Raw genomic sequence first — 15,499 nt, 5'->3', positions numbered from 1 at the left:
AGCCGGACCAGTCTCGCCACGCGCGCAAAGCGCATCTGAATACCCGCACGCCAACCAGGAAATGGAGGAGACAACGTGCTGAAGAATCTGGACCCGCTGTTGAACGCCGACGTGCTGTACGCACTGCGCGCGATGGGGCACGGCGACGAGCTGGTGCTGTGCGACGCGAATTTTCCCGCCGACTCCGTCGCCCGCGCCACGGTGACCGGCAAGCTGCTGCGCCTCGACGGCGTGGACGCGGCGCGCGCGATTCGCGCGGTGCTGTCGGTGCTGCCGCTCGATACGTTTGTCGACGCTCCGGCGCTGCGCATGGAAGTGGTGGGCGAGCCGCATACGTTGCCCGCGGTGCAGCGCGAAGCGCAGGCCGAAGTGAATGCCGCCGAAGGGCGCGACGTGCCGTTTGCGTCGATTGAACGGTTCGCGTTTTACGAGCGTGCGCGCCGGGCTTACTGCGTGATCGCGACGGGCGAGCAGCGCGGCTACGGCTGTTTCGTGTTCAAGAAGGGCGTCCTGCTCGCCCAGGACGCGCCCTCGACCGCATTGCAGCAAGGAGCGCGGCAATGAACACGGCTCGTCAAGCCAATGGACGTGTCGTCGTTCTGGGCATCTACGTGACGGATCTGACGTTCCGCGCGCAGCGTATGCCGCTGATCGGCGAGACGATCGCGGGTTCCGCGTTTGCGATGGGGCCCGGCGGCAAGGGCTCGAATCAGGCGGTCGCCGCCGCGCGCGCGGGCGCCGACGTGGTGTTCTGCACGCGTCTCGGTAACGACGCGTTTGGCGAGATCGCCCGCGCGACATGGGCGGCGGAAGGCATCACGGCGCGCGCGCCGGTGGCCGACGGCCACGCCACGGGCGCCGCGCATATCTTCGTCGACGACACCAGCGGCATGAATGCGATCATCGTCGCAGCCGGCGCGGCCGGCACGCTGAGCGCGGCCGATGTCGATGCGATCGAGGCCGACATTGCCGCGGCGCGCGTGTTCGTCACGCAACTCGAACAGCCGCTCGCCGCCGCGCGCCGCGGCCTCGAAGTGGCGCGCCGGCACGGCGTCGTCACGGTATTCAATCCGGCGCCCGCACTGCCGCTCGACGACGGCATCTTCCCGCTGTGCGACTACCTCACCCCGAACGAAACCGAGGCCACCGCGCTCACCGGCGTGCCGATCGCCAATCCCGACGACGCGCGCCGCGCCGCCGACGCGCTGCTGGCCAAAGGGGTCGGCACGGTGATCGTGACGCTCGGCGAGGGCGGCGCGCTGCTGCATTCGGCGACGCAATCGGTGCTGGTGCCGGCTTACCACTGTGGCCGCGTGGTCGAAACGGCCGGCGCGGGTGACGGCTTCACCGGCGGCTTCGCGGCGGCGCTCGCGCGCGGCGACGATGCGCTTGCGGCAATGCACTTCGGCTGTGCGCTCGCGGGGATTTCGGTGACGCGCGCCGGCACCGCGCCGTCGATGCCGACGCTTGCCGAAGTGAACCGGGTGCTGAACGCGGCGGCCCGGACGGCGCACGCCTCCTGAGCGCCTCCGCCTGCTGCCGGTAGGTCCGGCACTTCACGCCGTCGCCGCCGTTCGAAGGAGATCGTCCGCATCATGAAGTCCTCGCTCACCGCTGGAAAACTGTTTGCCGACCGGCAACTGAATTTTCTGCTGATCGTCAATCTGCTCGTCGTGCTGCTCGCGACCTGGTTGTCGCATGGGCAATTCGTCGACATCGACAATCTGCAGTCGATGGGTGGCCAGTTACCCGAACTGGGCCTGCTCGCGCTCGGCATCATGCTCTCGATGGTGTCCGGCAATGGCGGCATCGATCTGTCCGGGGTCGGCCTCGCCAACCTGTCGGGCATGGTCGCGGCGCTGATCGTGCCGCGTTTCGTCAACGGCGACGGCTCGCCGGCGCTCTATACCGCGCTGTTCTGCGCGATCGTGGTGGCGATGGGGATGCTCGGCGGACTGCTGAATGGCGTCGTGATCGCGCGGCTCAGACTCACTCCGATTCTTTGCACGCTGGGCACGCAGTTGCTGTTCACGGGCTTTGCCGTGGTGCTTAGCAACGGCGCGTCGGTGCACGTCGACTATGTCGATCCGCTTTCGAACATCGGCAACGGCACGGTGTTCCAGGTGCCGATCGCGTTCTGCATCTTCATTGCCGCCGTGATCGTGCTGGGCTGGCTGCTCAAACGCACCCCATTAGGCCTGCGTCTCTATCTGATGGGCACGAACCCCAAAGCCGCGTTCTATGCGGGCATTCCGCGCGCGCGGATGCTGATCGTCACCTACACGATGTGCGGCGTGCTCGCCTCGCTCGCGGGCCTGATTAGCGCGACGCATACGTCCAGCGCGAAATGGGACTACGGCAACTCGTATCTGCTGATCGCGATCCTGATCGCGGTGATGGGTGGGGTGAATCCGGCGGGCGGCTATGGACGCATCATCTGCGTGTTCTTTGCCGCGACCGTGCTGCAATTCCTGTCGAGCCTGTTCAATCTGATGGGCGTGTCGCAATTCTTCGGCGACTGCGCGTGGGGCTTCCTGTTGTTGTTGTCGCTTGCGTTCGCGGGCGGCGAGCGGGTACGCGCGATTTTCGGCTTCGGCGGCGCCGGGAGCGCAACGAAGCGTTAGCGTGCCAGCGCATGAACCGATGCAGGTCTGGCTTTCATTCAGTACGCGGCGGACATCATGCCCTGGTTGCCCGCGATGCTCACGAAGGGCGAGATCGAATCATAAAGGAGACAAACGCAATGAAACTGACTCGACTGGGGACCGCGCTTGCAGCCGGCGCCTTGACGGTGGGCGTGATGGTCGCGGCGCACGCGGCGGCCAACGAAACGATCGTCACGGTTGTCAAGGTGACCGGTATCAACTGGTTCAACCGTATGGACGACGGCGTCAAGCAGTTCGCCAGGGACAATCCCGGCGTGACCGCCTATCAGACCGGGCCGGGCCGGGCGGACGCCGCGCAGCAACTGAAGATCATCGAAGACCTGATCGCGAAGAAAGTCACCGCGATCGCCGTGGTGCCCTACGATCCGCCGACTCTCGAACCGGCGCTGAAAAAAGCCATGGATCGCGGCATCAAGGTGGTCACGCATGAAGCGGACAACGCGAAGAACACGATGGTCGACATCGAGGCGTTCGACAATACCGCCTACGGCGCGGGCCTGAACGAACGGCTCGCGTCCTGCATGCACGGCGACGGCAAGTGGGCGGTGCTGGTGGGCTCGCTCGGTAGCCGTTCGCAGGTGCAATGGGCCGATGGCGGTATCGGCAACGCCAAGGCGAAGTATCCGAAGATGGAGCTGGTCGAGCCCAAGCTCGAAACCAACAACGACGGCGAACGTGCGTACGAAGTCGCGAAGGAAGTGTTGCGCAAGCATCCGGACCTGAAGGGCTTCCAGGGTTCGTCGTCGCTCGATGTGATCGGCATCGGCCGCGCCGTCGAGGAAGCCGGCATGCAGGGCAAGATCTGCGTGTATGGGACCGGCCTGCCGACCGAAGCCGGCAAGTTCCTCGAAAGCGGCGCGATCAACGGCATTGCGTTCTGGGATCCGAAGCTTGCCGGCATCGCGATGAACAAGGTCGCGCAGATGCTGATCGACGGCAAGACGGTCGCGAACGGCGCCGATCTCGGCATTCCCGGCTACACCAGGGTCACGGTCGCGAAAGGGCCGGGCAAGGGCATCATCGTGCGCGGCCAGGGCTGGGTGAATGTCGACAAGTCGAACTACAAGGAATATCCGTTCTGATCGGCGCTTGAATTGTCCGTTACGGCGTGCCCGCGGGGGCACGCTTCACCTTGCGACTCACCACCATGAATCAGGACGGAGCGTCACCGTTGAGCGAAACTGCGCAGCCTTTTTTACAGGTAGTTGGCGTACACAAACGGTTTACCGGCGTGCACGCATTGCGCGGCGTGAGCCTGACGTTCGAGCGCGGCCAGATCTATCACCTGCTCGGTGAGAACGGCTGTGGCAAGAGCACGCTGATCAAGATCATTTCCGGCGCACAGCCGCCGGACCAAGGCGAGCTCGTGATCGAAGGCGTGCGTCACGCGCAGCTGTCCCCGCTTGAATCGCTCGCAGCGGGTATCGAAACCGTGTATCAGGATCTGTCGCTGCTGCCGAATATGAGCGTTGCGGAAAACGTCGCGCTCACCGCCGAGTTGGCGGCTCACGCAGGCAAGCTCGCGCGTACCTTCGATCGGCGCGCGCTGGCGCGAACCGCCGCGCGTGCGCTCGAAGCCGTCGGCTTGCCCGGCAGTGCCGATTTCCAGGCGACGCTGATCGAGCAATTGCCGCTCGCGACGCGCCAACTGGTCGCGATCGCGCGGGCCATCGCCAGCGAAGCGAAGTTCGTCATCATGGACGAGCCGACCACCTCGCTCACGCAAAAGGAAGTCGACAATCTGATCGCCGTGCTTGCGAATCTGCGCGCGCACGGCGTGACGGTGCTGTTCGTCAGCCACAAGCTCGACGAATGCTACGCGATCGGCGGCGAAGTGATCGTGCTGCGCGATGGCCAGAAAATGGCCCAAGGGCCGATTGCCCAATTCACGAAAGCGCGGCTCAGCGAGCTGATGACCGGGCGCGAGCTGTCGAACGAACGGTACCGGGAAGCCGGGCATGCGCAGGATGTCGTGCTTGAACTACGCGGCTTGACGCGCGCCGGCCAGTTCAGCGACGTATCGTTGTCGCTGCACGGCGGCGAAATTCTCGGCGTGACCGGTCTGCTCGATTCGGGCCGTAACGAATTGGCGCGCGCGCTGGCAGGCGTGGCGCCGGCGCACGCGGGCGAAGTGCTGCTCGACGGCCACGCGATCGCGTTGCGCACGCCTTCCGACGCGAAGCGCAACCGCATTGGGTATGTACCGGAAGACCGCCTGAACGAAGGGCTGTTTCTCGACAAGCCGATCCGCGACAACCTCATCACCGCGATGATCTCGAGCTTGCGCGACCGCTTCGGCCAGATCGACCGCGCGCGTGCGCAAGCGCTCGCGCAACAGACGGTGAAAGAGCTGCAGATCGCCACAGCGGGCATCGACAAACCGGTGCAGTCGCTCTCCGGCGGTAACCAGCAGCGGGTATTGATCGGCCGCTGGCTCGCGATCGATCCCCGCGTGTTGATCCTCCACGGGCCGACCGTCGGTGTCGACGTCGGCTCCAGGGACGTCATCTACCGCATCATGCAGCGGCTTTCGCAACGCGGCATCGGCATCATTCTGATCAGCGACGATCTGCCTGAGCTGCTGCAGAACTGCGACCGCATCCTGATGATGAAGAAGGGCCGCGTGGCGAGCGAATATCGCGCTGACGCGCTCGACGAAGCCGACCTGTATCACGCGCTGCTTTCCGAAGCCGCATAGCGCAGAGGACGTCACTACCCATGAACTCGCGGATCAATTCGCGCACGAACCAGACCATGACCCCGCCCACCGTCGTCGAAGTCGCGCCTCGCGTCAAACCGCCCAGTCTGCCGGCGAAGCTTGCACGCCAACTCGCGCGTAACCCCGAGTGGTTCACCGTCGCGCTGATCGCGGTGACGTGCCTGATCGTCGGCGCGATCAACCCGCGCTTCTTTCAGCTCGCGACGCTGTTCGACCTGCTGCACTCCGCCACCACGACTTCGCTGTTCGCGCTCGGCACGCTGGTCGTGCTGGCGTCCGGGGGCATCGACGTGTCGTTCACCGCGATCGCGGCGCTGACGATGTACGGCATCACCAAGGCCGTGTTCGCGTGGTGGCCCGATGCGCCGTTCGCGCTGATCGTGGTCACGGGTGCGCTCGGTGGGACGATGCTCGGTGTGGTGAACGGCGTGCTCGTGCATCGGTTGAAAGCGCCTTCGCTGATCGTGACGATCGGCACGCAGTATTTGTATCGCGGGCTGTTGCTGACGTTTATCGGCACGACGTTCTTCATGAATATCCCGCACAGCATGGACCGTTTCGGCCGGATCCCGCTGTTTTTCTATCACACGGCCGACGGTCTGCGCGCGGTGCTGCCGGTTTCGGTGCTGGCGCTGGTGGCTGCCGCCGTGCTCACGTGGTGGCTGCTGAACCGGACGATGATGGGACGGGGCGTCTATGCGATGGGCGGCAGTCTCGCGATCGCCGAGCGGCTTGGCTACAATCTGCGCGCTATCCATCTGTTCGTGTTCGGCTATACGGGGCTGCTCGCCGGGATTGCCGGCATTCTGCATGTGTCGAACAATCGACTCGCCAATCCGTTCGACCTGGTCGGCTCGGAACTCGACGTGATTGCCGCGGTGATTCTGGGCGGCGCACGCATTACCGGCGGCACCGGGACGGTGGGGGGCACGCTGCTCGGGGTCGCGCTGGTGACGCTGATCAATAGCGTGCTGATTCTGACCGGCGTGCCCAGCACCTGGCAAAAGGTCATTATCGGCGCGTTCATTCTGATTGCCGGCACGCTGTTCGCGCTGCAACGCAAGAGCTAGGCGCTGCGTTGTGCGGGTTGGGCTGCGTAGCGCTGAGTGCCGGCCCCTGCCGCGCGGCGCGCCAGTTACTTGCGCTGGCGGTGCTGCTGGCCTTGCTCGGTGATGATCGAGTCGAAGTCGTCGATCTGCGAGAAACGCACCGCTTTGACCACGCCGAACTTGCTCATGTCCACCACCAGATGCCGTTCGACGGCGCTTGCCATCGCGGCTTGCTTCAGCGCTACTTCGTGAAAATTCCAGCACGTGACGCCGCGCGCGGCATCGACACCGCCCGCTGAAATGAACGCCTTGTTGATGCCCATCCGCCGCAGCATTTCCAGGCTCTCTTCGCCCGCGAACGAATCCGACGACGGCACGTAGACGCCGCCGAGCAGAATCATGCGCACATTCGGCTTGCGCCGCAGAATCTCCGCGACGTTCAACGAATAGCAAACGACCGTGACATGCCGCTCCGGCGGAATGAGCCGCGCGAGCGTGGTGAGCGTGGTGCCGCAATCGATGAACAGCGTTTCGTTGTCGCCGATAAGACCCGCCGCGATGGCCGACGCTTCCGCCTTCGCCTGGGCGAAGTGGTCTTTTTCGGATTCGAGGGAATAGCCGGCGTTATTGGGGACGTCGGTTGCGCTGAGGATGTAGCCGCCGAGATAGGTGAAGCGTTCCGGACTACCGGCGATATCGCGGCGAACGGTCATTTCCGACACGCCCAGCAGTCTGGCGGCGTCGCGCAGACGCATCACGCTCTGTTTGGCCAGCGCATCGGCGAGGGCGCGAAGGCGGTCGGGTTTCAGCATGCAAGTCCTGGCGCGTGGCGGGGGTGGCGTTATGTTTCGTTCGATTTCCTGAAAGGATTATAACAAGGCGCGCGCTGCGCGGCGAGCTGCCAAACAACCTCTCTCCGGAGGAAATCGCTCGGGGTTTCGGCTCCGCTCGCGCGGCCATGCCCTCTGCGGTGTCCCATTCCTGTCAGCCACCGGGAGTCGAATGGCCCGGCGGCGAGCAGCCTCGCGAAGATCCTTTTAGACTGGGCACTCGCGCGGCGGCTGGATGCCGTCGTTCTCCGTCGGGCGGCCGTGTGCCGCGCAATTTTGCATGGGAGTCATTCGATGAAAGTGTATCGCTTCGATCAAGCCGGCAGTCTCGACCATCTGACGCTTCACGACGAACCCACGCCCGAGCCCCAGCGCGGCGAAGTGCTGATCCGGGTGCGCGCGTCGTCGCTCAACTATCGCGACATCGCGATGGTTCACGGCACCTACCTGCGCGCGCAGCGGGCGGGCCTGATTCCGCTCAGCGATGCCGCCGGCGAGATCGTCGCCGTGGGGGAGGACGTGGTCGACTTCAAGGTCGGCGAGCGGGTCATCAATACGTTTCATCCGCGCTGGTACGGTGGCAATCCGCCACCCACGCTCGGCTCGGAGGGCTACGGCTCACATCGCGACGGCTGGCTGAGCGAATACAAGGTCGTCAGCCAGGAAGCGATCGTGGCAGCGCCCCCCGGCCTCTCGTTCGAGGAAGCGGCAACGTTGCCTTGCGCGGCGCTGACTGCATGGACCTCACTGTCCGGATTGCGACCGCTGCGTCCCGGACAAACCGTGTTGACCCAGGGCAGCGGCGGCGTCTCGGTATTCGCGGTCCAGCTTGCCAAACTGCTGGGCGCGCGCGTCATCGCCACGACTTCTTCGGCGGAAAAGGCGGCGCGGCTCAAGGCGCTCGGCGCCGATGAAGTGATCAATTATGTCGAGACGCCGGCGTGGGGCGAGCGGGTCCGCGAGCTCACCGAGGGACGCGGCGTCGATCGGGTGCTCGAGGTCGGCGGCCCAGGCACGCTCGAACAGTCGATCAAGGCCGTGGCGAGCCGCGGCGAAGTCGCGCTGATCGGCTTTCTCGCCTCAGGCGATTCCGGCGTCGGGTTCAACGACCTGTTTCGCAGCGGCGGCGTTTTCTACCGGATTTCGGTCGGCGACCGCTCGGGGCTGCTGGAACTGGTGCGTGCCGTCACGTCATCCGGCCTGAAGCCGGTCATCGACACCGTATTTCCGTTCGAGCGTGCGCTTGACGCCTGGCATCACTTCGACGACCGCGCCTTCTTCGGCAAGGTTGTCATCTCTCACTGAAGACAGGAACCGCCCACATGTCACCTCCTTCCGCCGTGGCGAGCATCGCGGTGCTCGACGACTATCAGCAGACGGCCCGCTGTTTCGCTGACTGGGCCAGTCTCGCGCCTCGCGCGCAGCCGGTCTTCTTTCACGACCATGTCGCCGATCCCGATTCGCTCGCCGCACGTCTCGCGCCATTCGACGTGGTCGTGCTGATGCGCGAGCGTACCCGTCTGGACGCCGCGCTGCTCGCGCGTCTGCCACGGCTCAGGCTGATCGTCAGCGTCGGCATGTGGAACGCGGCGATCGATCTGCACGCGGCCCGCGCGCAGCGGGTCGTCGTATCGGGGACGAGCGGCGGCGACCCTGCGGCGACCCCGGCGCTCACCTGGGGGTTGATCCTTGCCATCACGCGCAACCTGCACGCGGAGGCGGCCTCGGTGCGCGCGGGCGGCTGGCAGGTCGGCCTCGGCGTGGACGTGAACGGCAAGACGCTCGGTTTGCTGGGACTCGGCCGTATCGGGCAGGCGGTCGCGCGCCTCGGGCAGGCATTCGGGATGCGCACGATTGCCTGGAGTCAGAATCTGACGGCCGAACGGGCCGCCGAACACGGCGTCGAACGCGTCGACAAGGATCAGCTGTTTCGCGACGCGGACGTGCTCTCCGTTCACCTGAAACTCGGCGAGCGCACCCGCGGAATTGTCGGCCAACGTGAACTGGCGCTGATGAAAGCCGGCGCCTATCTGGTCAACACCTCGCGTGGGCCGATCATCTCCGAGGCGGCGCTGATCGAGGCATTGCAGGCGCGGCGCATTGCCGGCGCGGCACTCGACGTGTTCGATGAGGAACCCCTGGCGCGTCAGCATCCGTTCCGGTTTCTGCCCAACGTGCTGGCGACGCCCCATCTCGGCTACGTCACGGAAAACACTTACCGCGCTGCTTACCCGCAGATCGTCGAAGCGATTCAGGCCTGGCTTGACGGCGCACCGGTGCGGGAATTGCCGCTTTGAATGATGTCCGGTGGGCATGCTACGGCGCGACCGGCCGTCGTCGGGCTACAGAAACGCCGATGTGCCGGAAAAAAAGCTCCACGATCCCGCGAGTGGGCACACTGGCGGAAAGCGTCGCGATTTTGACTGGCGCAAACCACTTGCACTTCGCGATTTCGTTGCGGGGTTCCGCGCTCAGATGGGGCCCCACCTCGGCGAAGAACACGTGGTGTTGCGTGCTGAAGCCGTTAAACTCGAAAAGATACATGAGCTGATCCGCGACCAGCGTGGTCTCTTCTTCCAGCTCACGCAACGCGGCTTCATGGGGCGCTTCGTCCCGGCGAATTCTTCCGCCCGGCAGCGACCATCTCGACCTTTCCCTGGCAACCAGCAGGATACGGTTGTCCCGAACGCACAGAACAGTAGCCCTATTTTTCATCCGCTCCTTGCTCGCTGGCTTGCATGAGCCATACCCGGGCCAGCGTTGACGCGCGACATGGCCCACCGGTAAAACGCGTATTTTAACCGTAGTCAAAATGCCGCGAACGGGATACGGGAAACCCTCGCTGAACGTCTCAGGCATCCCCGCAAGCATCGCCCCGAGCATCCGTCAGGCAGGAAAACGCCGCCCTGCTCGCCGCAACGAATACATCCGGCACTCACCGAAGTTCTTCGCCATCGGCTGCATGCCAGCATACTCGCAGACATAAGCATCCCGTGTCGTGAACGCCAGCGCCGCCGCGAACTGCTCGGTCACGAAGATCTCGCCGACGGGCGTGACCGGTTCGATGCGAGCGGTGCGCACGACTTCCATTCCGACAAACTTATGGCGATGGATCACCTTGTCATAACGCCGGTAAAGCGGCCCGACATGCGCGCTCAAGCGGATGCCCAGATGAGCAGGCAAGCCGAGTCGCGCCGTTTTCTCAGGCCGCAGCACTTTCTGAAGCCTGAAGCAGCAGTCGATCGCCGCCATCACGTCGGATAGCACGATAAACAGACCATCCCCGGCGGTTTCCGCGTATTCGACGCCGCCGCACGCCTGCAGCGCGTTCGCGAAGCCACCGATCACATGCTCCAGAAACGTCAGTTGCTCCGCTTCGTTCAGCGCGCTAAAGCCGCGCACGTCGCCAAACACGATCGCATGCGGTTTGCGCACTCCATTCGAGCGGGCGCCGCCGGGCGGCGCAACCCCGGTAATGTCCCGGTTATCTGACGGAATCGCGCCGAACCCGATCGTGCCGTCGCCGGGGAAGCACAGTTCCGGGTCGACCAGCAGGCTGTGTCCGCGCAGCAGCGCAAGCCCGCGCGCCTGCTGCTGGCATAGCAGGGCGCCCGCCGGCTCGTCGGGCGAACCTTCCTTGGTGACGAGCGTCACGCGCACGCGTTCGTGACCGAGAACGCGGGCCAGCATGTCGACCGACTTCGGCTGCTCCAGAAAGGTTCGCGCGGCGAGCGAATCCGGTTCACACGGCAGCACCACATGCACATTCGCGCCGACTTCGAGCAACGCGTTCGCGATCAGCAGATCGGCGGTGGACATCAACGGACCGAATGCGATCACCGTCTGTCCGGGCGCGAAGGCAAACGGGTCGCGCGTCAGAAGCAGCTCGGGCCGCGAGATCCAGTTGAGCACGCGCGGCTTCGGTAGAACGTCGACGATGCCCGCGGGCGCATGGGTGAGACCGGCGACCCACGTCAGTTGACGGCGCGTGCTCGCCACGGCGTCGAGATTTTCGGCGCCGGTGACCGCGATAGTCGAGCGCCGGTCGTCGGCCGCGGCCTTCAGCATGGCGATCGCGGTATCGAATTGTCCGAGAATCAGGCATGCCTCCGCCTGCGTCACATGCGACCAGTAGTCCTGCTCGCGCTGCGCGGCCGCCAGTTCGAGCGCGAGTCGTGCGTAATGGCGCGCGTTGCCGCTCTTCCCGCACGATAGATACATCGACGCCGCATTGATTGCCAGATAGTACTTGCCCAGCCGTTCGAATGCGTTCGCATAGGCGATTGCCGATCCCAGCCGGTGCTTTTTCGCATCTTCGATCGAACTGCCGCTGGCGCAGTCCTTCAGCAAGCGGCCGAACAGGCCCGCGAACTCCGCCGCGAGATCGAGGTCGGTGAGCGCGGTGAGCCGGCCGGCTTCGTCGAGTCTGCGGTATCGCTGCAGCGCACGGTTCAGTGCGCCGGCGCGCGCGAGCGCGAGGATCGCCTGATGTTCGAAGACCATCGCGTCGGGCCACGCGGCGAGCGCTTTCATGCACAGGTCGTATGCGGCGAGGTAGTTGCCTTCGTTGCCGTTCGCGCGCTGAATACGTTCGAGCCAGCCGGCGATGCCTGGCGTAACCGGGCCTGCGCTGTCCGTGACGGAGGGCGTCATGGAACCACCTGCACGGCCTGCGTTTTGGCGATGTCCTTCGACGACTTGTTCTGGTTGAGCAGCAGCGAGATCACCGAGATGGTTTCGAGCGTGTGGTCGCAGCGCGTCGGCGCCCGGCAGACTTTGGGCGCGGGCAGCGACCAGCTCACGCCGTTATAGCTCACCGCGTTCAGCGGCGAACTGAAGGCGGGGCCGGCTCTCTGCAGATGAAACAGCACGCCGAAGTTGCAGGTCATGTTGCCGCCCTTGTAGTTCTCGTACTCCAGTGTCACGCAGCGCTCCGGCAACTGCGGATTCGCTTCCGTTTCGTCCTGCTGCAGCGCGAGAATCTGCCCGACGTACTGGATCACTTCGAGCGTCGAGCGCAGCTTGAACACGACGGTATTCTTTTGCTCGCCGATCATCATCATCGGCTGCGCGGCGCCCGCCGGATCGCCAGATGCGTGCTGATCGGCCGCGTTACCGTGCTTGCGTGAACACGCGTCGACGGGCACCGGCGTCGATTCGTCGCGTTCGCTCGTCAGCACGCCGGCCACAGCCGGCCCGTCGGGCGTCTCGCGGCACAGGATCACATAGCTGCCGTGCGCCGCGCTCATCAGTTGATACTGGCCGGACGCGAGGCGCGCGAGCGAATAACGGCCTGGATCGATACTCGCGACCGCGGTCAGCGCCTTCGTCATGTCGAGATCGAACGGTCGGCCGACCGGCTTCGGCGGCTGGGGGACGCTGAGCGGATAAAGGCGCCCCAGATGGTTGATGGTCCGGAGAAACGCATAGAACTCGGGTTCCGACTGGCCGTCGCACGGCTCGTCGGCTTCCAGGATCGAGTATTGGGTCGGCAGCGCATTGAGGGCCGGCAACTCGTGATAGCACACGACTCGCGAGCTGTTCGGCGCGTTCAGCAGCATTTCCGGCCGGCCTCCCGAGCGCAGGCCGGACACCAGCAACAGCAGCACCATCCGGTAATCGATGCCTTCGTTCAGAAAGAACTGCGCGGTCTCCGGCGTGATGGGGCGCATCACGCCGTTCGTGAAGTCCTGCGTATCCAGGCTGTCGATGTCGAAGCTCGGCGAACTGGTGATCGTCATGCCGACCGTGCCGAGCTTGCGCGGCAACGTCGTCGCGTGATCCGGCGCCATGAACGGAAACGTCGTCGACACCGACGCGCCGTTCGACAGCGAACCGCGAATGCTCGCGAGTTCGCTGAAGTGCAGCGGCGCGCCGTCTTTCGCCCGCAGGATGTTCTGCAGGATCACCTGGTTCGACGCGATGTCGTTGGCTTCGAAATAATCGACGACCTGATGGTTGATCAGCGGCTCGAGCGAACAGGCCGCGAGCAGCGGGCAGAGCAGGATGGAAAGTGCCAGCAGCCGGCGCGTCATCATGTTCCCCTTATCGTGCAGATAGGCTGGATGGTTATGAAGGGCTTCGATCGGTCACACGTATTGCCGGTTGCCGCGCGGTCTGAAGCGGGCCGCCAGCGCGGCCGCGAGGGCGCAACCCAGCATCACGGCCGCCATCGGCCTGGCCGTGCCATCGGCCAGCTTGCCGACGAGCGCGCCGGCTACCGCTCCGGCTGAATACTGCATCGTGCTCATTAGCGCGGTCGCGCTGGCCGCGTGAGCGGCATGCCGCGACAACGCGCCGACCTGCGTGTTCGATGGAATGAAGCAATAGCCGAGCGTAAACACCAGCAACGCGATGAATACGGGCCACGAGTGCAGCGGCGGTCTCAGGCCGCACCACACCAGATAGCCGCTCGCGATCGACCAGAGCGCGACGCCGAGACTGATCACGCGCGGTGCGCCGCGCCGCTGCACGAGCCATGTATTGACGCGAAAGCAGCCGACCGTCGCGGCCCCTATCAGCGCGAGCGTCAGGCCATAGGCCGTCGGCGCATAGCCGTATTGCGTCATGAACACGGTTGGCGAGCCGGCCAGGAACGCGAACAGCGCGCCCATGCCGAACGTGCCGACCAGCGCGTTCGAGAGAAACTGCCGTTCCCGCAGCACGCTGCCAAAGAGGCGCAGCGACGTGGCGACAGCAGTCGGCAGACGCCGCTCGCGCGGCAAGGTCTCGGGCAGGAAGCAGGCCATCAGTGCGAGGCTGAGTGCGCCGTACAGCGCCGCGACCACGAAAATCATCCGCCAGCTGGCGAACTCCAGTACGAGGCTGCCGAGCACCGGCGCGACGACCGGGGCGACCGACATGACCTGCATGACGCCGGACATGAGGGCGGCGGCTTTCGCGCCGTCGGCGAGATCGCGGACCATCGCGCGCGGCACCACGATCGACGCGGCGGCGCCGAACGCCGCGAGTGCCCGAAACGCGCAAAAGCTCGCGGTACCCTGCGCGAGTGCGCAGCAGATCGACGCGAGCGTGTAAATCGTGAGGCCGGCAGCAAGCGGCGCGCGCCGTCCGAAGCGGTCCGAGATCAGCCCCTGGGTCAACTGGCCGACCGCGAAGCCGGCGAAGTAGGCGGCCAGCGTGAGCTGCGGCGTCGAGCGGCCGAATTCCAGGGCGATCGCGGACGCGGCGGGCAGATACATGTCCACTGAGACAGGGCCGATCGCGATGATGAACCCGAGCAGATACTTCAGATCGGGCGTCCGGTTGGCGCGCACATCCTGAAGATTGTCCATCGCGAACTCTCCAGTGGATCGCTCAATTCCCGTTGCGCCAGCGGATGGCGTGAGCGGGCGACTTGCCGGAACCCGGCGATTTTCATCCTGCGGGCGCGCATGCGTCGACGGTGTTCGACCACGCACGAATTCGCGGGGCAGCGGGTTCAACTGTCGTCGATGCATTGAACGAGCGCTGCGATTGTTTCGAGCCGCGCTCGCCAGTTTTCGGCGGCAAGCGGTTGGACGGGGCGTTCGGCGGCGGGGCGCGGCGTGCTTTGCAGTCCGGCGAGATCCTCGGTGCGCACCGCCACGCTGGACCCCGGCGCATCGGCATAGCGGCCGACGATCATTCCGGCGAGCCGGCCGCTCGCGTCGATCACCGGGCCGCCGCTGTTGCCTTCACGGAGGTCGGCATGCAACACCAGCAAGCGGTGGCCGTTCACGTACGCGGCACCCGTCGCATAGCCATGCGTCAGCACCGGCACGCGCGGCGACGACGGGGTCAGGCCGAAGCCGATCGTGTAAACCGAAGCGCCGGCCGCAACCGGCCGGTCCGTGGGCACCGCGATGGCATCGACCGCGCGTCGCGTGGCGAGTAACGCGACATCCAGCCGGTCATCGGTGACGATCAGCGACGCCGGCACGGCCGCCTCGCTGCGGGGCCACACGGCGATCGCCTTGCAGCCGCGCACCACATGCGCGCTCGTCAGCATGTCGCCCGTATGCGTGACGAAAAATGCGGTGCCGCTGCGCAGAAGTCTGCCGGAATGCGATTGCGCGGCGCCGCCGACATTGACGGCGCAGCACGCGCCCATCATCAGGACGGCCGCCCGCAACCGCGCATCACCGGGTCGGTCCATGCGCCAGTCATGGCGCGCCGCGTGTTGTCTCATCGTTCGCGTCCTGCGCGTTCCGTTGCCGGACCGGTCACTTTCGGCATTCACCCGTCACGCATGCG

At 65.3% G+C, this 15,499-nt stretch carries 14 protein-coding genes; 8 read left to right on the top strand and 6 right to left on the bottom strand.

Annotated elements, in window-relative coordinates:
* Positions 1-75 precede the first annotated feature (75 nt).
* The 6 genes from BXE_RS42655 to BXE_RS42630 all read left to right on the top strand — a co-directional run bounded on the left by BXE_RS42655 (position 76) and on the right by BXE_RS42630 (position 6,455).
* A complete protein-coding gene (locus tag BXE_RS42655; RefSeq protein WP_011494359.1) occupies positions 76-564 on the top strand; it encodes an RbsD/FucU family protein in 489 nt (162 codons plus the stop codon).
* Complete coding sequence (locus BXE_RS42650) at positions 561-1,523, top strand: ribokinase (RefSeq protein ID WP_011494358.1); 963 nt, start codon at positions 561-563, stop codon at positions 1,521-1,523. Before BXE_RS42655 ends, BXE_RS42650 begins: the two co-directional genes overlap by 4 nt.
* A gap of 72 nt (positions 1,524-1,595) precedes the next feature.
* Positions 1,596-2,624: an ABC transporter permease gene (locus BXE_RS42645; protein ID WP_011494357.1), complete on the top strand. Its 1,029-nt coding sequence runs from the start codon at positions 1,596-1,598 to the stop codon at positions 2,622-2,624.
* 119 nt (positions 2,625-2,743) lie between these two features.
* A complete protein-coding gene (locus BXE_RS42640; RefSeq protein ID WP_011494356.1) occupies positions 2,744-3,748 on the top strand; it encodes an autoinducer 2 ABC transporter substrate-binding protein in 1,005 nt (334 codons plus the stop codon).
* Positions 3,749-3,813: 65 nt separating this feature from the next.
* Positions 3,814-5,364 carry a sugar ABC transporter ATP-binding protein gene (locus tag BXE_RS42635; RefSeq protein WP_011494355.1) on the top strand — a complete coding sequence of 517 codons (1,551 nt, stop codon included), beginning with the start codon at positions 3,814-3,816 and terminating at the stop codon, positions 5,362-5,364.
* A gap of 20 nt (positions 5,365-5,384) precedes the next feature.
* Positions 5,385-6,455, top strand: coding sequence for an ABC transporter permease (locus BXE_RS42630; RefSeq protein ID WP_011494354.1), 1,071 nt, complete (start codon positions 5,385-5,387; stop codon positions 6,453-6,455).
* Positions 6,456-6,520: 65 nt separating this feature from the next.
* On the opposite strand, the gene BXE_RS42625 is transcribed toward BXE_RS42630, so the two are convergent.
* Entirely contained in the window at positions 6,521-7,246 is a 726-nt protein-coding gene (locus tag BXE_RS42625; RefSeq protein ID WP_011494353.1) for a DeoR/GlpR family DNA-binding transcription regulator, read from the bottom strand.
* A gap of 312 nt (positions 7,247-7,558) precedes the next feature.
* Between BXE_RS42625 and BXE_RS42620 the strand changes: the two genes are divergently transcribed.
* Positions 7,559-8,569 carry a zinc-dependent alcohol dehydrogenase family protein gene (locus BXE_RS42620; protein WP_011494352.1) on the top strand — a complete coding sequence of 337 codons (1,011 nt, stop codon included), beginning with the start codon at positions 7,559-7,561 and terminating at the stop codon, positions 8,567-8,569.
* A gap of 17 nt (positions 8,570-8,586) precedes the next feature.
* On the top strand, positions 8,587-9,561 hold the full coding sequence (locus BXE_RS42615; protein ID WP_011494351.1) for a D-2-hydroxyacid dehydrogenase family protein: 975 nt from the start codon (positions 8,587-8,589) through the stop codon (positions 9,559-9,561).
* 19 nt (positions 9,562-9,580) lie between these two features.
* Here BXE_RS42615 and BXE_RS42610 read toward each other — a convergent pair whose 3' ends face one another.
* From BXE_RS42610 to BXE_RS42590, 5 genes are all read right to left on the bottom strand, one after another.
* Positions 9,581-9,979, bottom strand: coding sequence for an NUDIX domain-containing protein (locus BXE_RS42610; RefSeq protein WP_011494350.1), 399 nt, complete (start codon positions 9,977-9,979; stop codon positions 9,581-9,583).
* 171 nt (positions 9,980-10,150) lie between these two features.
* On the bottom strand, positions 10,151-11,917 hold the full coding sequence (locus tag BXE_RS42605; RefSeq protein WP_011494349.1) for a tetratricopeptide repeat-containing protein: 1,767 nt from the start codon (positions 11,915-11,917) through the stop codon (positions 10,151-10,153).
* Entirely contained in the window at positions 11,914-13,302 is a 1,389-nt protein-coding gene (locus BXE_RS42600) for a hypothetical protein (protein WP_040123610.1), read from the bottom strand. The genes BXE_RS42605 and BXE_RS42600 overlap by 4 nt, the downstream gene beginning before the upstream one ends.
* 51 nt (positions 13,303-13,353) lie before the next feature.
* Positions 13,354-14,559: a multidrug effflux MFS transporter gene (locus BXE_RS42595; protein WP_011494347.1), complete on the bottom strand. Its 1,206-nt coding sequence runs from the start codon at positions 14,557-14,559 to the stop codon at positions 13,354-13,356.
* A 146-nt stretch (positions 14,560-14,705) separates the two neighbouring features.
* Positions 14,706-15,401 carry a S1 family peptidase gene (locus tag BXE_RS42590; protein ID WP_041744385.1) on the bottom strand — a complete coding sequence of 232 codons (696 nt, stop codon included), beginning with the start codon at positions 15,399-15,401 and terminating at the stop codon, positions 14,706-14,708.
* Positions 15,402-15,499: the final 98 nt, after the last annotated feature.

The organism is Paraburkholderia xenovorans LB400, from assembly GCF_000013645.1.
GTDB classification, from domain to species: Bacteria; Pseudomonadota; Gammaproteobacteria; order Burkholderiales; family Burkholderiaceae; genus Paraburkholderia; species Paraburkholderia xenovorans.
Note: the sequence above shows the minus strand (reverse complement) of the source record. Positions and strands in the feature narration are given on the sequence as shown.

Coding starts and splice junctions, on each gene's coding strand:
- BXE_RS42615 (WP_011494351.1), top strand. CDS start 8,587: ATGTCACCTCCTTCCGCCGTGGCGAGCATCGCGGTGCTCGACGACTAT.
- BXE_RS42640 (WP_011494356.1), top strand. CDS start 2,744: ATGAAACTGACTCGACTGGGGACCGCGCTTGCAGCCGGCGCCTTGACG.
- BXE_RS42610 (WP_011494350.1), bottom strand. CDS start 9,979: ATGAAAAATAGGGCTACTGTTCTGTGCGTTCGGGACAACCGTATCCTG.
- BXE_RS42600 (WP_040123610.1), bottom strand. CDS start 13,302: ATGATGACGCGCCGGCTGCTGGCACTTTCCATCCTGCTCTGCCCGCTG.
- BXE_RS42650 (WP_011494358.1), top strand. CDS start 561: ATGAACACGGCTCGTCAAGCCAATGGACGTGTCGTCGTTCTGGGCATC.
- BXE_RS42620 (WP_011494352.1), top strand. CDS start 7,559: ATGAAAGTGTATCGCTTCGATCAAGCCGGCAGTCTCGACCATCTGACG.
- BXE_RS42590 (WP_041744385.1), bottom strand. CDS start 15,401: ATGGACCGACCCGGTGATGCGCGGTTGCGGGCGGCCGTCCTGATGATG.
- BXE_RS42595 (WP_011494347.1), bottom strand. CDS start 14,559: ATGGACAATCTTCAGGATGTGCGCGCCAACCGGACGCCCGATCTGAAG.
- BXE_RS42630 (WP_011494354.1), top strand. CDS start 5,385: ATGAACTCGCGGATCAATTCGCGCACGAACCAGACCATGACCCCGCCC.
- BXE_RS42635 (WP_011494355.1), top strand. CDS start 3,814: ATGAATCAGGACGGAGCGTCACCGTTGAGCGAAACTGCGCAGCCTTTT.
- BXE_RS42645 (WP_011494357.1), top strand. CDS start 1,596: ATGAAGTCCTCGCTCACCGCTGGAAAACTGTTTGCCGACCGGCAACTG.
- BXE_RS42625 (WP_011494353.1), bottom strand. CDS start 7,246: ATGCTGAAACCCGACCGCCTTCGCGCCCTCGCCGATGCGCTGGCCAAA.
- BXE_RS42605 (WP_011494349.1), bottom strand. CDS start 11,917: ATGACGCCCTCCGTCACGGACAGCGCAGGCCCGGTTACGCCAGGCATC.